At 73.0% G+C, this 23,631-nt stretch carries 21 protein-coding genes; 5 read left to right on the forward strand and 16 right to left on the reverse strand.

All coding sequences use genetic code 11. The annotated features are described in order from the left end of the window. Window positions 1-37 precede the first annotated feature (37 nt). Window positions 38-2,350, forward strand: a complete 2,313-nt coding sequence (locus tag BJ979_RS04720; protein ID WP_246286692.1) for a DEAD/DEAH box helicase — start codon at window positions 38-40, stop codon at window positions 2,348-2,350. Between the two features lie 179 nt (window positions 2,351-2,529). Then, window positions 2,530-2,985, forward strand: a complete 456-nt coding sequence (locus BJ979_RS04725; protein ID WP_179565677.1) for a GNAT family acetyltransferase — start codon at window positions 2,530-2,532, stop codon at window positions 2,983-2,985. Between the two features lie 127 nt (window positions 2,986-3,112). Here BJ979_RS04725 and BJ979_RS04730 read toward each other — a convergent pair whose 3' ends face one another. The 7 genes from BJ979_RS04730 to BJ979_RS04760 all read right to left on the reverse strand — a co-directional run bounded on the left by BJ979_RS04730 (window position 3,113) and on the right by BJ979_RS04760 (window position 8,739). Continuing rightward, the gene (locus BJ979_RS04730) at window positions 3,113-3,538 is read right to left on the reverse strand and encodes a YbaB/EbfC family nucleoid-associated protein (RefSeq protein WP_179565679.1); all 426 of its coding nucleotides are present in this window, start codon (window positions 3,536-3,538) and stop codon (window positions 3,113-3,115) included. A gap of 87 nt (window positions 3,539-3,625) precedes the next feature. Further along, window positions 3,626-4,156 (reverse strand): hypothetical protein, encoded by a 531-nt coding sequence (locus BJ979_RS04735; protein WP_179565681.1) that lies wholly within the window; start codon window positions 4,154-4,156, stop codon window positions 3,626-3,628. Window positions 4,157-4,167: 11 nt separating this feature from the next. Further along, window positions 4,168-5,838: an alpha/beta hydrolase gene (locus tag BJ979_RS04740; RefSeq protein WP_179565683.1), complete on the reverse strand. Its 1,671-nt coding sequence runs from the start codon at window positions 5,836-5,838 to the stop codon at window positions 4,168-4,170. Continuing rightward, the gene (locus BJ979_RS04745) at window positions 5,835-6,188 is read right to left on the reverse strand and encodes a hypothetical protein (RefSeq protein ID WP_179565685.1); all 354 of its coding nucleotides are present in this window, start codon (window positions 6,186-6,188) and stop codon (window positions 5,835-5,837) included. Before BJ979_RS04745 ends, BJ979_RS04740 begins: the two co-directional genes overlap by 4 nt. 120 nt (window positions 6,189-6,308) lie before the next feature. After that, complete coding sequence (locus BJ979_RS04750) at window positions 6,309-6,926, reverse strand: DUF6461 domain-containing protein (protein WP_179565687.1); 618 nt, start codon at window positions 6,924-6,926, stop codon at window positions 6,309-6,311. A gap of 40 nt (window positions 6,927-6,966) precedes the next feature. Continuing rightward, window positions 6,967-7,731, reverse strand: a complete 765-nt coding sequence (locus BJ979_RS04755) for an SDR family oxidoreductase (protein WP_179565690.1) — start codon at window positions 7,729-7,731, stop codon at window positions 6,967-6,969. Between the two features lie 198 nt (window positions 7,732-7,929). Next, window positions 7,930-8,739: a siderophore-interacting protein gene (locus tag BJ979_RS04760; RefSeq protein ID WP_343046599.1), complete on the reverse strand. Its 810-nt coding sequence runs from the start codon at window positions 8,737-8,739 to the stop codon at window positions 7,930-7,932. Window positions 8,740-8,891: 152 nt separating this feature from the next. On the opposite strand from BJ979_RS04760, the gene BJ979_RS04765 reads away from it, so the two are divergent. Both BJ979_RS04765 and BJ979_RS04770 read left to right on the forward strand, forming a co-directional pair. Further along, window positions 8,892-9,494, forward strand: a complete 603-nt coding sequence (locus tag BJ979_RS04765; protein ID WP_179565692.1) for a hypothetical protein — start codon at window positions 8,892-8,894, stop codon at window positions 9,492-9,494. Further along, the gene (locus BJ979_RS04770) at window positions 9,463-9,633 is read left to right on the forward strand and encodes a hypothetical protein (RefSeq protein WP_179565693.1); all 171 of its coding nucleotides are present in this window, start codon (window positions 9,463-9,465) and stop codon (window positions 9,631-9,633) included. Before BJ979_RS04765 ends, BJ979_RS04770 begins: the two co-directional genes overlap by 32 nt. 56 nt (window positions 9,634-9,689) lie before the next feature. Here the strand turns inward: BJ979_RS04770 and BJ979_RS04775 are convergent, their stop codons facing one another. From BJ979_RS04775 to BJ979_RS04805, 8 genes are all read right to left on the reverse strand, one after another. Next, on the reverse strand, window positions 9,690-10,631 hold the full coding sequence (locus BJ979_RS04775) for an EamA family transporter (RefSeq protein ID WP_218853436.1): 942 nt from the start codon (window positions 10,629-10,631) through the stop codon (window positions 9,690-9,692). 227 nt (window positions 10,632-10,858) lie between these two features. Further along, on the reverse strand, window positions 10,859-11,536 hold the full coding sequence (locus BJ979_RS04780; RefSeq protein WP_179565694.1) for a GNAT family N-acetyltransferase: 678 nt from the start codon (window positions 11,534-11,536) through the stop codon (window positions 10,859-10,861). Continuing rightward, on the reverse strand, window positions 11,533-14,310 hold the full coding sequence (locus BJ979_RS04785; protein WP_343046600.1) for a penicillin acylase family protein: 2,778 nt from the start codon (window positions 14,308-14,310) through the stop codon (window positions 11,533-11,535). The genes BJ979_RS04780 and BJ979_RS04785 overlap by 4 nt, the downstream gene beginning before the upstream one ends. 4 nt (window positions 14,311-14,314) lie before the next feature. Then, window positions 14,315-16,267: an IucA/IucC family protein gene (locus tag BJ979_RS04790; protein WP_246286693.1), complete on the reverse strand. Its 1,953-nt coding sequence runs from the start codon at window positions 16,265-16,267 to the stop codon at window positions 14,315-14,317. After that, the gene (locus BJ979_RS04795; protein ID WP_179565696.1) at window positions 16,264-16,854 is read right to left on the reverse strand and encodes a GNAT family N-acetyltransferase; all 591 of its coding nucleotides are present in this window, start codon (window positions 16,852-16,854) and stop codon (window positions 16,264-16,266) included. The genes BJ979_RS04790 and BJ979_RS04795 overlap by 4 nt, the downstream gene beginning before the upstream one ends. Continuing rightward, the gene (locus tag BJ979_RS18065) at window positions 16,851-17,267 is read right to left on the reverse strand and encodes a hypothetical protein (RefSeq protein WP_343046601.1); all 417 of its coding nucleotides are present in this window, start codon (window positions 17,265-17,267) and stop codon (window positions 16,851-16,853) included. The genes BJ979_RS04795 and BJ979_RS18065 overlap by 4 nt, the downstream gene beginning before the upstream one ends. A gap of 78 nt (window positions 17,268-17,345) precedes the next feature. Continuing rightward, entirely contained in the window at window positions 17,346-18,326 is a 981-nt protein-coding gene (locus tag BJ979_RS04800; RefSeq protein ID WP_343046602.1) for a lysine N(6)-hydroxylase/L-ornithine N(5)-oxygenase family protein, read from the reverse strand. Next, a complete protein-coding gene (locus tag BJ979_RS04805) occupies window positions 18,323-19,921 on the reverse strand; it encodes a pyridoxal phosphate-dependent decarboxylase family protein (protein WP_179565698.1) in 1,599 nt (532 codons plus the stop codon). Before BJ979_RS04805 ends, BJ979_RS04800 begins: the two co-directional genes overlap by 4 nt. A 295-nt stretch (window positions 19,922-20,216) precedes the next feature. Between BJ979_RS04805 and recQ the strand changes: the two genes are divergently transcribed. Then, window positions 20,217-22,349, forward strand: a complete 2,133-nt coding sequence (recQ, locus tag BJ979_RS04810) for a DNA helicase RecQ (RefSeq protein WP_179565700.1) — start codon at window positions 20,217-20,219, stop codon at window positions 22,347-22,349. A gap of 159 nt (window positions 22,350-22,508) precedes the next feature. Here recQ and BJ979_RS04815 read toward each other — a convergent pair whose 3' ends face one another. After that, complete coding sequence (locus tag BJ979_RS04815; RefSeq protein ID WP_343046603.1) at window positions 22,509-23,585, reverse strand: TM2 domain-containing protein; 1,077 nt, start codon at window positions 23,583-23,585, stop codon at window positions 22,509-22,511. Between the last annotated feature and the right edge of the window lie 46 nt (window positions 23,586-23,631).

Here is a 23,631-nt window from a genome sequence, read left to right on the forward strand (position 1 = left end):
ATTCGCGCGTCGTTCACGTAACCCTGGAAGTAGCACCATGCCCAAGAACATGGGCGCGCAGTCGCGCGCCGGAAAGAACAGCCCCGCCCGCGGCGGCGCGCGTGCCGGGGGCCCGAGCCCCAAGCACCGCGGCTACCGCCCCGACGGCGAGGGCTCCGCTCACGGCGGCAAGAAGCCCCGCTGGTCGGGCGAGCAGCGCGTCGCGCGCGGCCACTCCTCGGAGCGCCCTCGCGGCGGCGACCGCAACGACCGCCGGGACGCCCCGGTCGACGGCCGTCCCAACTGGGAGCCCCGTGGACGCAACGGCGAGACGGCCGAGCCCGGCTACCGCGGCGGACGCAACGCCGGCGGCAACCGCGGCTTCGGCGGCGGACGCGATGACCGCCGTGACGACCGCGGCGGCCGTGGCTTCGACCGCGACCGCAGCGACCGCGGCCCGCGCGAGGACCGCTTCGGCGACCGCCCGCGCCGCGACTTCGGCGACCGTGACCAGAACCGCGATGGCGGCTTCCGCGGCGGCGACCGCAATCGCGACGGCGGCGACCGTCCGCGTCGTCAGTGGGATGACCGTCCCCGTCGTGACTTCGGCGACCGCGACCAGAACCGTGACGGCGGCTTCCGTGGCGGCGACCGCGACCGTGGTGACCGCGCCCGGCGCGAGAACCGCTTCGACGGCGCCGGCCGCAGCGACCGCGCTCCCCGCGCCCTGCGTCACGACCACACCCCGTTCCGCGAGGACCGCGCCGAGCGTCCCCGTCGTGACTTCGGCGACGACCGCCCCCGTCGTGACTTCGGCGACCGCGAGGACCGCGGACCGCGTCGTGACTTCGGCGACCGCGACCGCGCTCCCCGCCGCGACTTCGGCGACCGCGACCAGAACCGCGACCGCGGCTTCCGTGGCGACCGCGACGACCGTCCGCGCCGCGACTTCAGCGACCGTCCCCGTCGTGACTTCGGCGACCGCCCCCGTCGCGACGACGACCGCGGCTACCGCGGCGACCGTGAGACGCAGGGCCACTACGGCCCGCGCCGCGACCGCGAGCCGGGTGCCGGAGTTCCCGACGACGTCGTGCTCGAGCGCCTGACCGCCGAGGCGATCCAGGTCGACGACACCGAGAGCACCTCGTTCACCGATCTCGGTCTCGGCGGCAACATCGTCACCGCGCTCGCCGAGCTCGGCGCCGCCAGCCCGTTCCCGATCCAGGCCGGCACCATCCCCGTCGTGCTCGAGGGTCGCGACGTGCTCGGCCGTGGCCGCACCGGCTCCGGCAAGACCATCGCCTTCGGCGCCCCGCTCGTCGAGCGCCTGCTGCGCCTGAACGCCGAGAAGTCGAGCAACGAGCGTCGCAAGCCGGGCCGCGCGCCCCGCGCGATCATCCTCGCGCCGACCCGCGAGCTGGCCCTGCAGATCGACCGCACCGTGCAGCCGATCGCCCGCAGCGTCGGCCTCTTCACCACGCAGCTCTACGGCGGCGTGCCCTACGCCCGTCAGTACGGCGCGCTGCAGCGCGGCGTCGACATCGTCGTGGGCACCCCGGGCCGCATCGGCGACCTGGTCAGCCAGGGCCGCCTCGACCTCTCGCAGATCGAGACCGTCGTGCTCGACGAGGCCGACCACATGTGCGACCTCGGCTTCCTCGAGCCGGTGCAGGACCTGCTGCGCCGCACGCCCGAGACCAGCCAGAAGCTGCTGTTCTCGGCCACGCTCGACGCGGCCGTCGCCGCGCTCGTCGACGAGTTCCTGCGCGAGCCGGCCGTCTACGAGGTCGCCGGTGAAGACCAGGACGCCTCGACCATCGAGCACCGCGTGTTCATGCTCGACCAGCGCGACAAGCAGGCCGTGCTGGCCGAGCTCGCCGCCGGCCCCGGCAAGAAGCTCGTCTTCGCGCGCACCCGTGCGTTCGCCGAGGACCTGACCGACATGCTCGAGGACTACGGCATCCGCGCCGTCAGCCTGCACGGCGACCTGAACCAGTCGCGCCGCACGCGCAATCTCGAGAAGCTCACCAGCGGTCGCGCGACCGTGCTGGTGGCGACCGACGTGGCGGCCCGCGGCATCCACGTGGATGACGTCACCCTCGTCATCCAGGCCGACGCGCCCGACGACTACAAGACGTACCTGCACCGCGCCGGCCGCACCGGCCGCGCGGGCAAGGACGGCATCGTCGTCACCCTGGCGCCGTTCAACCGCCGCCGCCGCACCGAGTCGCTGCTGCAGCGCGCCGAGATCGAGGCCGAGTGGACCGAGGTGCGCCCGCGTGACGAGCTCATCGCGCAGATCGCCGACCGCGCCAACGGCGTGGATGTCGACGGCGAGTCGGACGACTTCGCCGACACCGACGAGGACTGACCTCGAGCCGATCGTCGCCGCGGCCCTCGGGCTGCGACGCGTGAGGCACTGAGTCGATCGAGAGCCGCTCATCCCCGGGATGGGCGGCTCTCGTCGTCTGCGCCGGTGGATGCTGCCGGTAGATGCCCGGCTGTGGATGCGCGGCGAGTCCGGCCCGAGCCGCTGGGTAGCCTGGAGGGATGCGCATCCGCCCCTTCTCCCAGGCCGATACCGAGACCGTGGTCGAGATCTGGGAGCGCTGCGGACTCGTGCGCCCGTGGAACGACCCGCGGAAGGACATCGCCCGCAAGGCCGAGGTGCAGCCCGAGCTGTTCCTGGTCGGCGAGCTCGCCGTGGCCGGCGCCCCGCGCATCGTCGCGACGGCGATGGCCGGCTACGACGGACACCGCGGCTGGGTGAACTACCTCGCGGTCGACCCGGGCGCCCAGCGTCAGGGACTCGCGCGGGAGATGATGACCGAGGTGGAGCGGCTGCTGCTCGCCCGTGGCTGCCCGAAGGTCAACCTGCAGGTGCGCGAGGGCAACGCCGCCGCACTGGGGCTCTACGTCGCGCTCGGCTACACGATGGACGCGAGCGTGTCGCTCGGCAAGCGCCTCGTCGTCGACGGCCCGGGACCGGGCGCTCCTGCGGCCTGACCGGCGCTCACACCCCGCGTGCACACCCCGCGGGAGTACGCACTTTGCGGGGTCACGAGCGGTCGTAGGGCTGCAAAGCACGTACTCTCGCGGCGTCGCGGCGTCGCGGCGTCGCGGCGGCGCCGGCTCAGAGCACCTGGCGCGCGCCGGCGGTCGGCGGCTCGGGGCGGCGGGAGATCTCGTCGCGGATCTGCCCGACGACCGCGCTGCCGGCGCCGAGGGCCTCCGCGGCGGCGGCGAGCGCCTTCTCGGCCGCGTCGCGCTGGGCCCGGGCGATCGTCTCCGTCACGAGCCGGCCGAGGTCGGCGGCGCGCAGCCCGAGCGCATCCTCACTGAAGCGCACCTCGCGCACGGCGCCGGTCGGCTCGGCGGTCACCTCGACCTCGCCGCGCAGCGAGCGGGCGGATGCGGTGGTCGCGGCGACCCGCTCGGCGAGCGCGTCGACGGTGGCTGTGCGCGCCTCCGCGGCGGCGACCTGCGCCTGCACGGATGCTCGCACCCGGTCGGGGCTGCCGTAGGGGTCGGAGGGGTTTCCGCTGGCGGGGTCGCTCATGTCGTTCTCCGGTGTCTCGCGCATCGCGCTTCGGGCTGGTCTTCGGATCGGGGCCGCCCGGCCCCGGGGTCGTCGGGCCGGTGGCGCTCAGCCGAGCTTCGACTTCACGGTCGCGACGTCGTCGCTGATCGTCTTGTCGGCGGCGCTGAGTCCGAGCTCGTCGGCGGGGTCGCTCAGGTCGACGAGTCCGCCGTTCAGGTCGGGCGTCCAGACCGAGAAGTGCAGCTGGCTGAAGTCGGACGCTCCGCGGGTGTCGACGGTGGCCTTGAGCAGGGCCGAGAGCCGGTCGCCGTCGATCGCGTCGTCGGCGATCGCGACATTGACGGCGAGCACCCGGGCGAGCCCGTCGCGGGCGCTCTCGACGGTGACGTCGGCGATGTCCGGGTCGGCGGCGATGATCGCCTTCTTCACGTCGGTCAGCACCACGTCGCCTCCGCCGCTCGACGCGGGCGCGCATCCGGCGAACGCGAGGAGGGCGGCGATGCCGATCGCGAGGGCCGCGCCGATCCGCAGTCGTCGCACGGAGCGGCGGCGGATCCCGCGGCGGCGGGCGCGCGCCGTCAGCGACGACCGGGAACCGCGGGGCAGAAGCGAGCGCGACGCGCGTCGGGAGGCCACGGTTCAGCCTCTCACTCGTTGAAGGCGTGGAACTGGTGGTCGACCACGCGCCCGGTGATCATCGACCGCACGTCGGCCGCGGCCTCCGGGTTCGCCGCCTCCCAGGCGGCCACCGACTGCGTGTAGTGCGCGTTGTTGTGCGTGCTCATCGGATCCCAGCCCTCGGGCGGGTTCGGCAGCTTCACGTTCGTGCGGTTCGGGTCGGAGGCGGTGCTGTCGGTGTACTGGCCGTCGGCGATCGGCACCGGGTCGGCCGCGTGCTCGAAGCTCACCACACGGGTCGACGGCGGGATGTCGAAGGTGCCGATCGGGGCGCCGTTGGTGATGATCGCGTCGGTGACGTAGGTGCGGTCGTGCTCGGCGATCGAGGCGGCCATGATGCCGCCCTGACTGAATCCGGTGTAGACGACGTGCGCGCCGGGCGGCACGCCCGCATCCTGCATCGCCTGCATGACCGCCCGCTCGTACTGGGTGCGCAGCGCGGGGTTGTCCATCGTGACGAGCGCGACGTTCGTGTCGAGATCGCCGAGCGAGCCCTGATCCTGTTTCCAGGGGAAGTTCCAGTCCTGCGTCGACGGCAGCGCGACCACGTAGCGGGTCTGGCCGTCGTCGCCGACGATCTGCTTGATGTCGACGACGCTGCGCTCGGCGGCGCCGATCTGGTCGGCGTAGCCGTTCTGCCGCACCGCATCCGAGAGCGAGTCGAGCCGAGTGACGCCGTTGGCCTGCTCATAGGCGGTGCGCTGCTCTTGCGTGCTGAGCACGCTCGGGTCGAGGTCGGTGACGCGGCGGTCGGGTTGGATGAGGTCGGCCGCCGCCCCGCCGAACAGGCCGCCGACGACGGCGCCGCCCGCCGTGCCGAGCGGTCCGAACGCCGACCCGACACCCGCGCCGATGCCGATTGCGGCGACGTGCACCATCTTCGCCAGGATCGGCCGCAGCTTCTCGAGGATGTCGCCGATGACCGGCAGCAGCGCCTCGAGCAGCGCCTTCAGCTGCTCGAAGGCGGTCGTCATGCGGTCGATGAGCTGACCGATGACCTTGATGAACTCGCCCGCGCGGTGGATGACCTTCTTGAGGTCGTCGATCTTGCTGAACGGGTTGATCGTGAAGCCGAAGAGGTCCATCACGAGGCCGGCGAGCTCGCTCAGCGCGCCGATGATCGCGTCGTGCACGGCGGTCACGATCGTGGAGGCGAGTTCGAGCGCCTTCGCGGCGGCGTTCGACCAGTCGCCCGCCTCGGTGAGCGCGCCGTCGAGGTCGTCGAGGCGCTTGCGCACGGCCCGCGCCGTCTGGCCCTTCTGCTCGGCCATCGTGCTGCGCGCCGAGACGACCTGCTCGCGCGCGTCGTGCAGCGACGAGGAGACGCCCGTCCAGGTCTGCGCGAACGCCGACACCTGCACCTTGTCGCCGGTGAGCGCGTCGAGCCAGGTGTCGAGGGGATGCACGTACTCGAGCGCCCAGCTGACGATCTTGACCGTGGTCGCACCCGGATCGGCGAACGCGACGCGGAAGGCCTCGGCGCCGCCCTGCGCCCAGGCGCCCGAGGCGAGCTGCGCGGCGACGTCGGCGGCGGAGCCGAGCGCGCGCCCGGCGGCCTCGCCGGCGGCGGAGCCGAGCGCGGCGCCGGCCTCGCTGAACGAGCCGGTCTCGCCGAAGGTCGAGGGGGCGGTGAGCGTCATCGCAGGATCGACCGTCCGTTCGCGTGGTCGAGATCCTGCTCGAGCTTGCCGACGCCGGAGACGATCGACTGCTCGTTGCGCTCGAAGTCGTCGGCCGAGGCCTTCGTGGCGGCGCCGACCGCGGTCGCGAGCTCGGCGGTCACCTTGACGACGTCGGCCGTGTGCGAGATGAGTCCTGAGATCGGCGGGGCCATCCACGCGTTCATCAGCCCGAAGGCCGCCGCGTTGATCGGGTTCTGGGTGATGCGCGCATCCACCTCGCTCACCTGGTCGCCGACGGCGGTGAGGTCTTTCGCGACCTTGTGCAGCACGTCGGGATCGATCGCGATGATCTCGGTGCCCTCGGCCATGCTCTCCCCCGGTCTCGGCTGCTGACACCACCGTAGGGAAACCTCAGGTTGCTTGTCACCCGTTCGGGGGTGAAAAGTGCGAAACGCGTGCCCCGTGCGGCTGGGGAGGAGGGCGGGATGTCAGCGCTGCTGCCCGGGGAAGGTCACGACGCCGGTGAGCCAGGGGCCGGCGAGCTGGTCTTCGGTCACCCGCACGCCCGTGAGGTTCTCGGCCAGCGCCCACGCGCTCGCGGTGGGGGAGTCGGGATCGCCGTCGTCGAGATCGAAGCCGGCATCCGTCAGAGCCGCGAGCGTCTCCGACGCGACGTCGTCGTCGAGGTCGTGCCGCGCCGAGAAGGCGAGCGGCTCGAAGGCGAGCCGTTCGCGACGCCCGCTCCACCAGTGGAAGCGGTCGACGCCGTTCACGTTGAGGAAGTGTGCGGCCACCTCGTGGTCGTCGATCACCGGACGCATCAGCTCGTCGGTCACCCCGACCCATCCATTCGCCTGCAGCAGCAGGGTCGCGGTGCCGATCGCCCGCACGCCGACCAGCTGCCGGTCGACCGTGGCGATCTCGAAGGCGTCCTGACTCGCCCCGATGAGGGAATCGAGGTCGGGAGCCGTGGCGCGACCGCGAGCCTCGAGCAGGTCGAGCAGGCGGCGCGGGGTGATACCGGGCACGGTTGCGGCGCAGTAGCCGTAGTCGACGAGCAGCCGGTAGTCGAGGAACCAGCGGTAGTCGGATGCGGAGGCGGTCATCGCGCGCTCGCTTCCGCGCCCTCGTCGGCGGTCGGCATCCTCAGATCACGCGGATGTGGTCGGGCGAGTCGAGCCAGGCGTCGAAGGTGATCGTGCCCCGGTCGGCGTCCGGCTCGCCCGCGAGGGCGCCCGAGGCCATGCCGCGGCCGAAGGCGCCGGGCAGGCGCGCCTCGACCAGACGGCGTCGGGCGCCGTCGTGCTGCAGCATCCGCCGCATCAGATCGGCCAGGCTGGCCTGCTCGGGTCCGGCGAGATCGGTCGCGCGGCCCACGGCGGGCGCCGCGGCGAGCTCGGCCAGACGGGCGCCCACCTCGCGGGCGGCGACCGTGCGCACGAGCGCCTTCGGGGCCACCGTCACCGGCCCGACCGTCGCTCGCACGAGGGTCTGCTCGGCGAACTCGTGGAACTGCGTCGCCCGCAGCACCGTCCAGTCGACCGCGCCGTGCTCGGCGGCCAGCACCCGCTCCTGCGCGAGCTTGCCGGCGTAGTAGCCGTCGTCGATGTCGTCGATGCCCACGATCGACAGCGCCACGTGATGCGGAACGCCGGCGAGACGCTCGGCCTCGAGCAGCGCCCGCGTTCCGCGCTCGAAGAACTCGACCGCCTCGCGCTCCTTGATCGTGGCGACGCTGGTCACGTCGATCAGGGCCTCGACGTCGTCCAGCGCGGCGACGGTGGCGGCGGCGTCGAGGATGTCGTGCCCGGCCGAGCGCGACAGCGGCACCACATCGTGCCCGGCGGCTTCGGCGGCGGCCACGGTGTGCCGCCCGACCACGCCGGTCGCCCCGGCGATCGCGATCTTCATCCCGTCACTGTGGCACTGCTCACCGCGGATCGGGCGGTGCCCGGCGCGTGCGTCGGGTGAACGGGGGAGGAATTAGTCGCTGTTGCGGCGGGCTTTCGCGGTGGTGCTGCTCCGCGGTCGGAGCGTCGCGCCGGCTCAGTCGCTGTTGCGGCGGGCTTTCGCGGTGGTGCTGCTCCGCGGTCGGAGCGTCGCGCCGGCTCAGTCGCTGTTGCGGCCGGCCTTCCAGTACCCGCAGAACGTCACGTTCTTCTTGTTCACGCCGAGCTCGCTCACGAGGTAGCGGCGGGTTCCGGTGACGAGGGCGGCCTCGCCGACGGCGAAGGCGTAGGGCGCGCCGACCGGGAACGGCAGGTCGCGCACGTGCTGCAGCGCGGTCGCGCCGACCTTCGTGCCCTCGGGGCGGATGACCCAGTGCAGGTCGATCGAGTCGGGCGCCTCGATGTGCTGGGCGTCGTCGAGGGTGTCGAGCTCGATGATCGCGATCCCCGTGGCATCGCGCGGCAGGTCGCGCAGGATGCCGGCCACGGCCGGGAGCCCGGAGGGGTCGGCGACGAGCAGGAACCAGTCGGCGGGCACGGGGCTCCAGCCGCATCCCTGGTCGATGAGGGCCACCGCGGATCCGGGCTGCGCTGCCGCCGCCCACGGCCCGGCGACGCCCTCGTCGCCGTGCACGACGAAGTCGATGTCGAGCTCGCGCTGCTCGGGGCGGAAGGCGCGGACGGTGTAGTTGCGGATCACCGGACGCGTCGCCTTCGGCAGCGTCAGGTACTTCAGGTAGCCGCGCATGTCGATCCGGTCGGGCAGCCGGTCGAAGCCGGGGTCGCCCTCGGCGACGGGGATCGCGAGACGGAACCACTGGTCGAAGCCCTGGTATTCGAAGCGCGCCAGGTCGTCGCCGCCGATCGTGACCCGCTGGAAGTGCGGCGAGACACGCTCGCTGCGCAGCACCTCCGCCCGCACGAGGCCGGCGACGCCGTGGGTGATCTCGATGTTGCTGATGGATGCCACGGGTGCTCCTGTCGGGCGAACGGGTCAGGTAAGGCAATCCTAACCTGCTCTCGAACGATCGTCGATCCGGATAGTCGGGGCTGTGGCGCAGCGGCGGTCGAGGCTGTGGACAACTTCATCGCGCCCGCCCGGGTGTCGAGTTGTATCGGCGCATGAGCGACGAAGCGCCAGTCGGCTCCGCCGCACCGCAGGCGATCCGGCAGCGCTGGAAACCCGGCCCGTGGCAGCTGGGCTGGCTCGCGATCATCGTCGGTACTGCCGATCTCGTGATTGTCGGCATCTTCATTCCAGGCGCGTACGAGTGGTTCGGCTCGTGGTTCTTCCCCTGGGTGACCAGCCCGGGCTTCGGCGGATTCGCGGCGGTGATCGCTGCCGCGATCGCGTTCGCGGCAGCGCGCCACCAATCCGCCTCGCAACGCCAGGCGGAACGCAAAGAGCAGTGGTGGAAGCGCGCGGAATGGGCGCTCAACCTCACCTTGAGCGGCGAGTCAGCAATCCGTGAGGTGGGTTACGAGACGCTCGGCTCGCTGAGCACGAGCGAGTACGCGGCGGTCCACGAAGCGGACATCATCAGCGCGGCGACGAATCGCTCGCTCGCGGCGTACCAGGGCTCGATCGAGCTCGCCGGTGCCGGCGCCGGTGCCGCTTCTGCAGCGAGTGCGGATGTTGGTGATTCTCAGGTGCAGGCGGACAATGGGACTCACGAGCGGGAGGAGTATCGCGATGACCGACACCGTGAACCCGACCGTTCCTGACGCGACGACCGACAAGCCTCTCGTCGTCAGCGAGCGTGAAGCGATCGCGGCCGCGCGGGCGCGTGTCGCCGTCGACAAGCTCCGCGGCATCACGACCTTGCCGTGGATCGTCGAGCTCGCGAATCGACCGAAGGCCTGAGTTCGCAGTCGAGCCGGCCGCAGTCGGCGGTTCGGTGACGCGCGCAGGCAGCGGGCTCAGGCGAGCGCGAGCAGCGCCGCCGCCGCGAGGGCGAGCACGAGTCCGATCCACTGCACCGGCGCGATCCGCTCGCGCAGCAGCACCGAGGCGAGCAGGATCGTGCCCGCCGGGTACATGGCCGTCAGCACGCCCACGACGCTGACGTCGCCGATGCGCAGCGCCGACAGGATGAGCGTGTTCGCCGTCGTGTCGAGCAGTCCGGCGGCGCTCGCGAAGGCGATCGTGCGTGGCGTGAAGCCGGAGAACGTGCGCACTCCGGATGCGGGAGCCGCTCCGGCGGCGTTCGCGGCCCGGGCGCGCGACCGCATCCGGGTCAGCAGGATCGCCGACGCGACGCCGAGGATCAGCACCATGCCGATGCGGTTGACGAACAGCGGCAGGATGCCCGAATCGTGCGGGGTCTGGTCGAGCAGCACCACGATGACGCCGACGAGGATGCCCGCCGCGACCGCCAGCAGCAGCGCCGGCACGGTCGGCCGCACGATCGGCAGCCGCCTGGTCGGATCGGCGGGGTCGCGCGCCGGCGGGACGAAGCCGACCAGCACGACCGCGATCAGGGCGACGACGAGCGCGACCGGACCCATCGGTCCGAGGTGATCGCCCTGCAGCAGACCCCACACCATCGGCACCATCGCGCCGAGCAGCGCGGTGAGCGGCGAGATGATGCTCATCGGACCGCGGGCGAGCGCGGCGTAGAGAAGCGGGAGCGCGGTCGCGCTGGTCACCGCGCTGAGGCCGCCCCAGAGCAGCGCGCCCGACGACCAGGTTCCGCCGAAGACCGGCACCCCGATGGCAAGCAGCACGATCAGGCCGGTCGTCGCGCTCAGCGCAGTCACGACCGGGACCGGCAGCCGACGCCCGGAGAGCCCGCCGACGAAGTCGGCCGAGCCGTAGGCGAGCGCGGCGGCGAGACCGAGGATCACGGTGAGCACGAGCATCCACGCTAGCCGTGCGGGGACGTGCGCGTCGCGGTTGCGCGCCTGCCAGCGCGAACAGTCGAGGGGCGCTGTGGGACGGACGTGCTGAGGATGCGGGCGCTGGTGGGGCGGGAGGGTGGCCACGAAGTGCACGCTTCGGCGGCGTGTCGCGTGCAGTTTGTGGCCACCCTGCGGACCGCGGACTGCGGACTGCGGGAAGTGGTTGCAGGTGGCGGGGAGCTGGTGCGTCAGGCGAGGCGGGCGACCAGCGCATCCAGTCGGGCGCGCGTGAGGAAGGCGAGCTGAGCCCGCTTGTCGGCCAGCTCGATCTCGGGTCCCAGCTCGAAGCCGCTGAGCCGCGCGCGGGTGACGGCGGCCTCATTGCGCAGATCGGGTTCGGCGACGATGCGCTCGGCGGCCGGACGGGAGAAGAGGAAGCCGGCGAACGACACCCCGAGCAGGGTGCTGAAGCCGGCGATGCGGGCGCCGGCGCGGGCTCCGATGAGGAGATGGATGCCGACATCGCCCCGCTCGACCGGGTACGCGTCACCGACCGGGTCGTGCTCGGGCTGGTAGGTCTGCAGCAGCGCGACGGGCGTGCCGTCGACGGAGGCGAGGAAGGCGTGGTGGGTGGGCAGCCCATCCACGAACTCGTAGACCTCGCGCAGCTCGTCGGGCGTCGACTCGCTGAGTCCGCCCCAGAAGCGGGATCGCGGCTGCGCGATCCAGCCGTGCAGCGCCGCGAGATCGGCGACGGGGTCGAGCACGCGCAGCTCGACGAGGCCCAGCGGGGAGTCGGGGTCGCTCCAGACGAGCTCGCCGCGAGAACCGCCGATCAGCCGGTCGGGGTCGCCGGCGGCGGTGAGCGCGGGGTCGAAGGACGGAGCCGGTGCAGTGGTGGCCGTGGGTGCGGCGTCGGAGGTCATGCGGGCTCCTCGGGGGTCGGGGTGCGGGCGGCGGCAGGCTCGGTTGGGCGCGGTGCTGTGCACGCAAGCTGGTCAGGGGCGCTGTCGAGCCGCATGACAGCTCGGACGGCCCGCTCAGCGGTTTCCGTGCACGAGCCGACGGTGTTGCGCTCGCCGATCGCGTCGGAGTCGGAGAACGCCGGGTCGCGGGTGAGGCGGCCCCAGTCGGTGGCGATCGGGACCGTTCCGGCGTCGGCCCAGTCGTCGAGCTGGTCGGCGAAGTGGGGGGATGCGGGGTCGCCATCCGTGCCGAACGGGACGCCCCAGCGGCTGCGCTCGCGGTCGGCGAGATCCCAGGCCCAGCGGGCGACCGAAGCGCGCCAGGAGCGGTCGCTGACGCCGGGCGCCGAGGCGGTGCAGCGCACGGTGTCGCCGTCGCCGGCGAGCGGCACGTCGAGCGGGGGCAGTCCGAGCGGTGCGAGGTCGAGGCCGGGCACGTCGGCGAGCACGTGCAGCGGATGCGCTCGGTGGGTATCGCCCCAGGTCGCGCGGGGGCGGAGTGCGGGGGTGGCCGCGGAGGCGGAGTCGGTCGCGTCGGAGGTCGGCTCCCGGGTGGATCCGGTGTCCCGGGCGGCGCCCGCGGCGGCGTGATCCGCACCCTCAGCCGTCTCATCGCAGTGCGCCGCATCCTCGAGCGCCGCGAGCGCGAGCTCGACCGCGTCGAGGCCGAGGCCCGGGTCGGTGAGCAGCCGCGGCAGCGCGCCGGCGACCTGCCCGCGCACCGAGAACCACGGGTCGTAGATCGCTCCGAATCCGTGCGGACGGTGCAGGGGCGCGAGCGCCGGCGCGTCCGCGACGCGGACGACGAGGGCTGAGCGCCAGCGGGCGAAGGCGGCGGCGGTCGGGGAGTCCGCATCCATGTCGCCCGACCAGGCGAGCAGCTCGTCGCGGAGAGTGCGAGCGGATGCCGAGAGCCGCGGCGAGTCAGCGTCGGGGACCAGGCCGATGGCGTGGGCGCCCTCCGGAGCGGCGTGCGCGCCGCGGTCGGCGAACGGAAGCCCGCCAGCGTTGCCGGCGACCGCGGATAGCAGCGCGCGCAGGGTGTCGGCCGGGTCGAGCCGAGCGTCGGCCCAGACCGGGCCGGCGGTGTCGGCCGAGGTCGAGCGGCCGGCATCGAGCAGCTCGCGGATGCGGCGGGCGCGGTTCGCCGACGGGTAGCCGAGTCCGAGGTCGCGGGCCGGGTCGTAGGGGGCCTCGTTCGCGTCGACCGCGATGCCGCCGGATGCCGGCTCGACCGCGACGGACGGCGGCATGACCCGATTCGGCACGACCGCATCCCGAGTCGCGTCGAGCGGCAGACGCCGCTGCGCTCGGTCGCGGTCGGGCGCGCGGCCGACGACCGCGGAGCGCACGGAGCCGTCACGATCCGCGGCGAGCAGACGGTTCACCGGATCGACCCAGTCGCCGAACGCCGCGACCACATCGTCGGCGGTGCGGGCGCGCAGCAGCCGGGGGATCGCGCTCACGCCGAGGTCGGCGTCGACCCGCGCCGGCGTGCGGAGGCTGTAGGCGATGAACTCGGTACCGTCGCCGACGGTGCCGGCACCGGAGGCGGCGGTCGTGTCGGACCAGTCGGCGGCGGAGGTCGGGACCGGGGCGAGCTCGGTCACGATCGGCCCACGCCGGGTCTCGTAGGTCGTGAGCTCGACGGGATCGCCGCCGCGCACCGCGATCGTCACGCGGGATGCCGACACCGGCTCCCAGCCGTCCGGGCTGAGCGCTTCCAGCTCGATGAGCGGAGCGTCGTCCGCGGCACCGGCCGCGCCGGGAACCCGCGCTGGGCCGGGGGCCGTCGAGTCAGAGGTCGCCGCGTCGCCGGGCCCCGCCGATCGGCCGGGCCCCGTGGTGCCGCTGCCCGCATCCACCCGCCGCAGCCGCTCGCGGAACAGGTCGGCGCCGTGCGCCATCGCGTTCGTGATGCCCCAGGCCGCGGCGCCGGTGTGGCCGAAGTGCGGCACGCCGGGCACCCCGGGGAAGGCGAGCCCGACGACGTCGAACTCGGGGCAGGCGAGGCGCACTTGCTGGTAGACGCCGGGCAGCTCGAGCAGGCGGTGCGGGTCGCCCGCGAGCAGGGGGAGTCCGGATGCGGTGCGCGAGCCGTGCAGGGCCCAGGCGTTGCTCCCGGCGGTCGGGAGGTTCGGGTCGCCGTCGCCCGGAGCTTCGCCGGAGTCGCCGGGCCCGGCGGCGTCGCCGCCCCGGTCGCCAGTCCCGCCGCCCACGAACAGGTCGACCGCAGCGTCGCCCAGCGCCTCCGCGACGTGCTGCCGCCAGAGCAGCAGCGGGAAGGTGCCGAACAGCGCGTGCGCGACGTTCAGCACGCCGAGCGGGGCGTGGTCGGGCCAGGGCTCGGCTTCGAGCGCGCGGCGCTCGCCGAAGTGCGCATCGAGCAGGGCGAACTCCGGCGCGGCGGCGCCCCGTTCGCGCATCCCGTCCCGCACGCCGGCCGTGTAGGCGTCGACCCACTCGCGGGTCGCCGGGTGCAGTGCCGCGAGCGCCGCGTGCGCGCGGCGGGCGGTGTCGTCGAGGCGGGAGCGGTGCGCGAAGACGTCCCACGCGAGTCCGGCCTCGCCGATCAGCGACGCCAGGCGGCCCTCGGCGCGCAGCCGATCCACCTCGATCTGCCAGCCGCGGTCGTGCGCCGTGACCCGACCCTGGGCGTGCGCGAGCGCGAGTGGGTCCGCGGCGCGCAGGTGCGGAACACCCTGCGCGTCGCGGAACAGCTCGGCTCGCGTCACGCGCTCAGACCGCAGCGGCGTCGGACTCGGAGCCGGGTGCGGATTCCGACCCGGCCGACCCGACGGAGACGAGTCCCGCATCCACCCCGGCCGCCGCCGACGAACCGGCCACCGCCGACGAACCGGCCGCCGAGCTCGCCGCCGACCGCCTCGCGATCGGGTTCGCCATCGTGCCGGCCATGATGAGCGACTGCGACTGGTTCGCCAGGTCGACCATCTGCAGCGTGTTGCGCAGCTGCAGCCGGTTGAGGCACGAGTGCGCGAAGCGCTCGGCGCGCAGGTCGATCGCCGACTCGAGGTCGGGATGCTCGGCCGCGTGCCGGTCGACGCACTCCGCGACGAGCTGCCAGAACACGTGCTCGTGCAGCGTGCCGTCGACGTGCAGGATGCCGGCCAGGTGCCGCAGCACCCCGTCGAAGACATCCGTGAAGATCGCCAGCGCGGCCTCCTGCGCGTCGGTCGGCGCGAGCACCCGCTGCACCGCCTCGGGCACGTCGCGCGGGGCGAGCAGGGCGATCTCCTCGCCGATGTCCTTCATGAAGACGCCGGTCGGCACGTTCTGCGACAGCACGAGGATGAGGTTCTCGCCATGCGGCATCCAGGCCAGGTCGTGGGCGAGCAGGCTGTGCACGAGCGGGCGCAGGTACGCCTGCAGCAGCGCGCGCGTCCACACCGTCGCCGGCAGCCCGGACGCGCGGATCATCGCCGTCACGACCGAGGCGGCGTCGGCATCCCGGTGCAGCAGCGAGGCGAGAGTCGCGACCCGCTCGCCGTCGCGCAGCAGCGGCATCGGGCTCTCGCGCCAGAGCGCGGCGAGCATCTTGCGGTGCGGATTCGGCTGCGCGGTGCGGTGGTAGACGTCGCCGGTGTAGCCGATGGATGCGCGCTCGCGCAGCACCCGGAAGCCGTTCCGCGCGAACTCGTCATCCCCTGCCACAAGCTCGGCGACCCAGTCGTTGATCGCCGGCGTGACGCGCATGTACGCGGGGGAGAGCCCGCGCAGGAAGCCCATGTTCTGCACCGCGATCGCGGTCTTCACGTAGTGCCGCTCGGGGTGCGTGCGGTTGAAGAGGGTGCGCACCGACTGCTGCGCCGTGTACTCGTCGTCGCCGCGGCCGAGCAGCACGAGGTCACGGCGGGCGAGGTCGGCGGCGAAGGTGATCGCGACGCGGTGCTCCCACTGGTGCGGGTGCACGGGCAGCAGGCGGTAGTCGGCCGGGTCGAGCCCGAGGCTCGCGAGCCGGTCGGAGAAGCGCTGCAGCAGCGTCGGCTCGAGCTCGGTGCCGATCAGCCCGGTCTCGCCGAGCCCGGCGCCGAGCGCGAGGTGGCTGAGCTCCCGCCGCGCGGCGAGCCAGACGAGGCGGATGGGCCGGGCCGACTCGGGCGCGAAGGCCGCGTGCTCGGCCAGGCCGAAGCCGATGCGCCCGTTGTTCGCGACGAATCCCGGATGCCCCTCGGTCATCGACGTCTCGATAGTCTGGAAGTCGGCGACCGCCAGCTCGCCCGCCGACGGGGTTCCGCGGTGCAGCTTGAAGGCCGCGCTCGCGAGGGTCGACGACAGCTCTTCGAGGTAGGTCGCGAGCAGGGCGTCGGGGATGTCGAGCAGCGGCTGCAGCTCGAGGATGAGCTGGAGGGCGTCGAGCTCGGCGGGCTGGCTCAGCTCGCCCGGCTCGTCCTGTTCGTCCTGCTCGGCTGACTCGTTCACGAGCTCGCGGGTCAGCGTCGGCTCGTCGATGATCCAGTGCTCGAGCGCGGTGCGCTCGGCGCGGAAGCGGTAGGTGACGCCCTCGAGGTCGAGGCGCCAGGCATCCCCGTCGGCGGTCGGCGCGAGCAGGCGCTCGTGCGTGAACTCGGCGATCGCCTTCGCCACGAGGTGTCGGTGCGCGCGGGCCGCGTTCTCGGGGGTGAGGTGCGCGGCGGGGTTCAGGTCGAATCCGGCCATGTCTGCACTGGTCATCGGGCGACCTCCGTGGCGAACCCGACGCTCGCCCCGAGTCGCGACGCCGCGAAGTCGGCCCGCGACGCGACACTGAGCAGCGCCCGCTTCACGTGCTCGCCCTCGGGCACGTCGATCTCGCCGACGGGGCGGAATCCGGCCGCCGCGTTCTTGGCGAGGATGCGCGCGTTGCGCACATCCGGCTCGACCACGACGCGCTCGGCGTCGCGCTCGGCGAAGCACCAGCGCACGACCTCGGCGAAGACGGCGTCGGTGAAGCCGTGCCGCACTGGCGCGCCCGGCGTCGGGGAAGCGATGAGGATGTGCATCCCGAGATCCCCGGGTTCGGCGTCGTGCAGCCCGACGAGCAGCACGCGCGCGGGGTCGTAGGTCTCGATCAGGAAGGCGGGAGCGCCGTCGACCGTGCCGATCCACGAGTCCTGATCCGGATGCGCGACGACCTCGCGGAGGTACGCCGCGACCTGCGCGACGTCGAGGTCGCCCATGCCCCAGAACGCGGAGTTCGGATGCGCGAGCCAGCCCTGCACGAGGGCGGCGTCGCGCGCGGGGTCGGCGGGCGCGATCGTGATCGCGAGGTCGGCGCTCATCGGGCGACCTCCACGGCGTCGGCCTCGACCGCATCGGCGCTCGCCGACGCGGCAGCGGCGCTCGCCGCATCCACCGAGCTCGCAGCGGTCGAGCTCGCAGCCGCACCCGGCACCGGCAGCGCATCCGCCGGCACCCCGAACTCCTGGAACGCGATGCGGCGCTCGATCGGGTAGACCTCGCGTCCGGTGATCGCGGCGATGATGACCGCGTTGCGCCAGGCGCCGAAGCCGAGGTCGGGGGCGGTCACGCCGTGCGAGTGCTCCTCGCCGTTGAGCACGAACACGCGCCCGCGGTCGCCGTCGACCGTGTACTCGCGGGCGACGTCGAGGCGGCCCCGCGCATCCCAGTCGAGCCGGTCGCGGATCGGCTCGAGGAAGTCGGGCACCTCGGCCCCGTACCCGGTCGCCAGCACGAGCGCGCCGGTCTCGCGGCCGTGTTCCTGCTCGAGCTGCCCGTGTCGCAGGTGCAGCCGGTAGCTCTGCGACGCCGGCTACCATTCGGCGCCGAGCACCTCGGTGTCGCTGAGCAGCGTCGTCGGCACCGGGCCGCTCGCGCTGAGCCGGTAGAGGGTGTCGTAGATCTCGTTGACGAGCTCGCCCGAGATGCCCTTGTAGAGCGAGCGCTGCTCGCGGCCGACGGCGTCGCGCAGCTCGGTCGGCAGGGCGTGGAAGTGGTCGGTGTACTCGGGGCTCGTCATCTCGAGCGTGAGCTTCGTGTACTCCATGGGGAAGAAGCGCGGCGATCGCGTGATCCACTCGACCCGGTAGCCGCCGTCGCGGGCGCCCTCGAGCAGGTCGAGGTAGATCTCGGCGGCCGACTGCCCGCTGTCGACGACCGTGACCGAGGAGGCGGACTGCAGGCGCTCCTTCGACGGCAGGTAGTCGGAGCTGTGCACCACCGGCCCCGGCAGTCCGCGCAGCGGAGCGGGGACGATCGGACGGGTTCCGACGCCGAGCGCGAGGTGGCGTCCGATCACGGTCTCGGTCGTTCCGGTCGCGGCGACCTCGCTCGTGACGCGGTAGGCATCCAGGGCCTCGTCGTGCTCGATGCTGACGACGCGGCGGCCCCAGTGCAGGTTCGGCAGCTGCTCGGACGCCCAGCGGCAGTAGGCGTCGTACTCGGCGCGCAGCGGGTAGACGTCTTCACGGATGTAGAAGGGGTACAGCCGCCCGGTCTGCTTCAGCCAGTTGAGGAAGGAGTAGGGCGAGGTCGGGTCGGCCATCGACACGAGGTCGGCCAGGAACGGCACCTGGATCGTCGCGCCGTCGAGCATCATGCCGTGGTGCCAGGCGAAGCCCTCGGCTGCGTCCAGGAAGACCGCGTCGACGTCGTCGAGCGGTGCGGTCAGGCAGGCGAGGCCGAGGTTGAAGGGGCCGATGCCGACGCCGACGAGGTCGTGGATGTGCGGGGTCGAGCCGTCGGCGCCGACGGCGGCGAGGTCGTGGATGTGCGGGGTCGCGGGTGCGCTCATCGCGCCACCTCCTGGTTCAGGTCGGCGCTGCGCAGATCGGCGCTGTCGAGGTCGAGGTCGAGGGCGTCGAGCGCCCCGGTGTCGTGCAGCGCGGCGGCCGCGGCGCGCACCAGCTCGAGCCCGGCGAGCACCTGCTCGGCCGTCGTCTCGGGGTTGAGCAGCGTGAGCTTGAGCGCCGGTCGGCCGTCGATCACGGTCTTCGCGACGAGCACGCGGCCCGCGTCGAAGAGCACGCGGCGCACGAGCGGCACGAGACGGTCGGCCTCGGCATCCGTCACGCCCTCGGGCTGCCAGCGGAAGATCACCGTGCTCAGCTGGGTCGGGCTCAGCAGGCGCAGCTCCTCGTCGTCGGCGAGGCGCGCGTGCACCCGCTGCGTGGTCGCGAGGGTCGTGTCGAACATGCGCCCGAGCTCGTCGGCGCCGAGCGCCCGCAGCGTCGCCCAGAGCTTGAGCGCGTCGAGACGGCGAGTGGTCTGCAGCGACTTGTCGACCTGGTTCGGCTCGGCGTTCGCGAGCGGGTTGAGGTAGTCGGCGTGCCAGGCTATGCGCGTCAGCTCGCGGCCGTCGCGCACGATCAGCGCGCTCGACGACACCGGCTGGAAGAAGCTCTTGTGATAGTCGACGGTCACCGAATCGGCGCGCTCGACGCCGGTCAGTCGCTGCCGGTGCTCGTGGCTGACGAGCAGGCCGCAGCCGTAGGCGGCATCCACGTGCATCCAGGCGCCGACCGCGCGGGCGGCGTCGGCGATCTCGGCGAGCGGGTCGATCGTGCCGCGGTCGGTGGTGCCGGCGGTCGCGACGACGGCCATCGGGATGCGGCCCGCGGCGGCCACGGCGGCGAGGCTCGCGCGCAGGGCGGCCGGTTCGAGGCGGCCGGCGGCGTCGGTCGGAACGCTCACGACCGCGTCGTCGGCCAGCCCGAGCAGCAGCGCCGACTTCTGCACGCTGAAGTGCGAGTTCTCGGTCGCGAGGATCGACATGCGCCCGAGCAGGGCGGGGCGGCGGGTGTCGTCGCCGGCATCCGCGGCGGCCTGGACGCGGGCGAGCGTCGACTCGCGCGCGAGCAGCAGCGCCTGCAGGTTCGACTGCGATCCGCCCGAGGTGAAGACGCCGTCGGGGGTGGGGGCGGCATCCGTCTCGCTGGCGCCGTCGGCGCCGCTCGCCGCGGCCGTGCCGCGCGCAGGCGCCGAGCCGAACCCGATCCGCCCGGCTGTCCAGTCGATCAGCCGGCGCTCCATGAGCGTGCCGATCGTCGACTGGTCGTAGGTGTCGACCGAGCTGTTGATGGCGGCGAGCACCGCCTCGGCGGCGACCGCGGGCAGCGCGACCGGGCAGTTGAGGTGGGCGAGGTAGCCGGGGTCGTGGAACCAGATCGCGTTCGCGGCGAAGACCTCGTCGATCTCGGCCATCGCGGCGCGGGTTCCGACGCCGTCGCCGTCGAGGTCGGTGGCGTCGACGAGCGACTGCAGCTCGTCGCGGCTCGCACCGGAGAAGGGCTGGCGGATGCCGCGCAGCCGGGTCGCGATCGCGTCGATCGTGTCGTGCACGGCCTCGGCGTAGCGGTCCGCGGTCGCGGAGGTGAGCAGGTGGGACACGGATGAGCTCCTCGGAGGGGAAGGAAGTCAGCGGGGATCGTCCCGTCCGGGATCGCGGGACGCATCCGGACGAGTTAGGTCCGCCTTAGTTAGGCGAGCCTTGGCTAATGTACCCACTTCGCGGGGTGCGTCAACCGCACGGATGTCGAACAGTGACGCGGTGCGATGGCGGGCGCGTGGATGTCGCGATCCGGCCATCCGGTGTCGTTCCTCCACAGCCGCGAGTCGCCTCGGGCATCCCCATCAGCGGTGCTCGCGGCGGCGGGCGTCGGTGCGGCTCCGTACAGTGGATGCCATGACGATCGCCGCCGGAACCGCCCCCCTCGAGGTGCTCGAGCGGGTCTTCGGCTACGACGAGTTCCGCGGGCAGCAGGCCGCGATCATCGACCGGCTCGTGGGCGGCGGCGACGCGCTCGTGCTCATGCCCACGGGCGGCGGCAAGTCGCTCTGCTACCAGATCCCCTCGCTCGTCCGGCAGGGCACCGGCGTCGTCATCTCGCCGTTGATCGCCCTCATGCAAGACCAGGTGGATGCGCTCACCGCCGTCGGCGTGCGCGCCGAGTTCCTCAACTCGACCCAGCTGCCCGACGAGCGGCGCCGCGTCGAGCAGGCGCTGCTCGCCGGCGAGGTCGACCTGCTCTACCTCGCGCCCGAGCGGCTGCGCATGGAGTCGATGCTCGGGCTGCTCGACCGCCTCGACATCGCCCTCTTCGCGATCGACGAGGCCCACTGCGTGTCGCAGTGGGGCCACGACTTCCGGCCCGACTACCTGCAGCTCTCGGTGCTGCACGAGCGCTGGCCCGCCGTGCCGCGCATCGCGCTCACGGCGACCGCGACCGAGCAGACCCGACACGAGATCGCGCAGCGCCTCGACCTCGGCGAGGCCGAGTGGTTCGTGTCGAGCTTCGACCGGCCCAACATCCAGTACCGCATCGAGGCCAAGGATCGCCCGGTGCAGCAGCTGCTCAAGCTGATCCGCTCCGAGCACCCCGGCGACGCCGGCATCGTCTACTGCCTCTCGCGCAAGTCGGTCGAGTCGACCGCCGCCGCGCTCGTGGCCGAGGGCATCCCGGCGCTGCCGTATCACGCGGGTCTCGACGCGAGCGTGCGTCAGCGCAACCAGGCGCGCTTCCTGCGTGAAGACGGCCTGGTCATGGTCGCGACGATCGCCTTCGGCATGGGCATCGACAAGCCGGATGTGCGCTTCGTCGCCCACCTCGACCTGCCCAAGAGCGTCGAGGGGTACTACCAGGAGACCGGTCGTGCCGGTCGCGACGGGCTCAAGTCGACAGCGTGGCTCGCCTACGGCCTGCAGGACGTGATGCAGCAGCGCCGCATGATCGACGACAGCGAGGGCGACCGGGCGCACCGCCGCCGCATGCAGGCGCACCTGGATGCGATGCTTGCCCTCTGCGAGACGATCGACTGCCGTCGCGTGCAGCTGCTCGACTACTTCGACGAGAAGACCCAGCCCTGCGGCAACTGCGACACCTGCCTCGCCCCGCCGGAGTCGTGGGATGGCACGGTCGCCGCGCAGAAGCTGCTCTCGACCGTCGTGCGGCTCGACCGCGAGCGCGGCCAGAAGTTCGGCGCCGGGCAGATCATCGACATCCTGCTCGGCAAGAGCACCGACCGCGTGCGGCAGCAGCGGCACGACGAGCTGAAGACCTTCGGCATCGGCACCGAGCTGAGCGACACCGAGTGGCGCGGGGTCGTGCGCCAGCTGCTCGCCCGCGACATCCTCGTGGTGCAGGGCGAATACGGAACACTCGCGATCGGCGACAGCGCCCGCGGCGTGCTCGACGGCTCGGAGACCGTGCGGCTGCGGCGCGAGGCGCCGAAGGCCGCGCGGGGTCGCGGCGGCGCGGGAGCCGGCGGATCCGGGTCGCGGCGCGGCCAGGTGCAGGAGCTGCCCGAGGGCGCCCGCGACCTGTTCGAGACGCTGCGCGAGTGGCGCGCCACGACCGCCCGCGCTCAGGGCGTGCCCGCCTACGTCGTCTTCAACGACGCGACGCTGCGCGGCATCGCGCTCATCAAACCGACCTCGCGCGACGAGCTCGGCGAGATCAGCGGAGTCGGCGAGAAGAAGCTCGACACCTACGCGGAGGCGGTGCTCGCCGTCGTCGCCGGCGACCCGGTGCCCGAGGGTGCGGGTGTCGCGCCGGCGTCCTCGACTGCGCCGGCTGGCGCGACTGGCTCCGCTGGAGCGGCCGCGTCGGCCGGCTCGGCCGGATCCGTCTCGACGGCCACCCGTCGCGCTGCGCCCGCGTCGCGCTCGACCTCGCGCCCGAGCGGCGGCGGTCGTGGTTCGTCGCGCCCGAGTTCGGCGGCCCCCGCGTTCGCCGACCAGGAGCCGCCGCCCTTCTTCGACGAGCCGCCCTACGACCCCGAGTTCGACGAGCCGCCCTTCCCCGACGACGGCCGCTGACCCGCGCGCGGCGACCTGAACGCCGCGATGCCCCCTCGCGGAAGCGAGAGGGCATCGGGCCCGTCGGCCTGGGTGCCGACGGAGCCCCGCGCCGCCGTCGGGTCGGCGTCGCGGTGATCGTGAGCGCAGTGATCGGAGGGCGGAGATCCGGATGCGCGATCAGCTGACCGCGAGCGTCCACGCCCCGTCGGCGGCGACGGTGACGATCGACGGTCCCTTGGTCAGCGGGACCGTGCCCTGGTAGGCGCCGATCGTGTTGATCAGCAGGCCGATCGAGAACGCGCTGCCGGTCTCCTCCTGAACGATGAAGTTGCGCGAGCCGCTGTGCGAGGCCGTGAGGGCGCCGGCCTTGCCCGAGTAGAGGAACACCGCATCGCCGGTTCCGCTCGGCGCCAGCGCCGGGGCGGTCGACAGCGGGGCGATGTGCAGCGTCCACGGCCCGTCGGCGGTGATCTGCAGGCGCACGCCGGCAGTGAGGGCGTTGAGTCCGTACGCGGTCGTGCCGCTGTAGCCGCCGATCGTGTTCACGAGCAGCTCGCCGGTCGATTGGTTGTTCGCATCCAGCACCATCAGAGCGAAGTTGCGCGAGCCCTGGTGAGTCGCGGTCACGAGCGCGCCCTTCGCGCCCTCGGGCAGCGTGACGAGGCCGTCGCCCGAACCGCTCTGGTCGATCGGGGCGAAGGTTCCGAAGCTCGAGTCGGCCCATTTCGCGGCGGCGGCACTCGGGTCGGGGGCACTGGTCTTCGTCGGCGCGGCTGTGCTCGAGCTCTCGTCGGATGCGGCGGGTGCCGTCGTCTCGATTCCCGTGTCGCCGCCGCGCGGTGCCGCCGAGGGACGCCCGCCACTCGCGGCGCTCACGCCGCTGACGATCAGGCTGAGCACGATGACCGCGGCGCTCGCGCCCCAGGCGATGCCGCGCTGCTGCGGGGTGCTGACCAGCGGGGCGCCCTGCCTGTCACGGCGCGCCCCGGTGAGGGTGAGGATCAGGTCGATCAGCGTCCAGATGCCGAAGCCGCCGAAGGTGACGAGCTTGAGGATGCCGGTGCCGACGAATCCGAGGTAGAAGCGGTCGACGCCGAGCCCGCCGAGCAGCAGGGCGAGCAGCCAGGTGATGAGGAAGCTCTTGCCGGCCGGCGCGGGCTGGCCGGCCGGGTTCGGCGGGCCGACGGGTGCGGGCGGGCCGACGGGCGCGGGGGAGCCGGCGGGGTTCGGCGGGAGGGGGATCTGGTCAGACACGGGCATCTCGCTTTCGGGCGGTCGTGCTGCGACGCGAGCATCCCGG

Source organism: Schumannella luteola, from assembly GCF_013408685.1.
Classification (GTDB): Bacteria; Actinomycetota; Actinomycetes; order Actinomycetales; family Microbacteriaceae; genus Schumannella; species Schumannella luteola.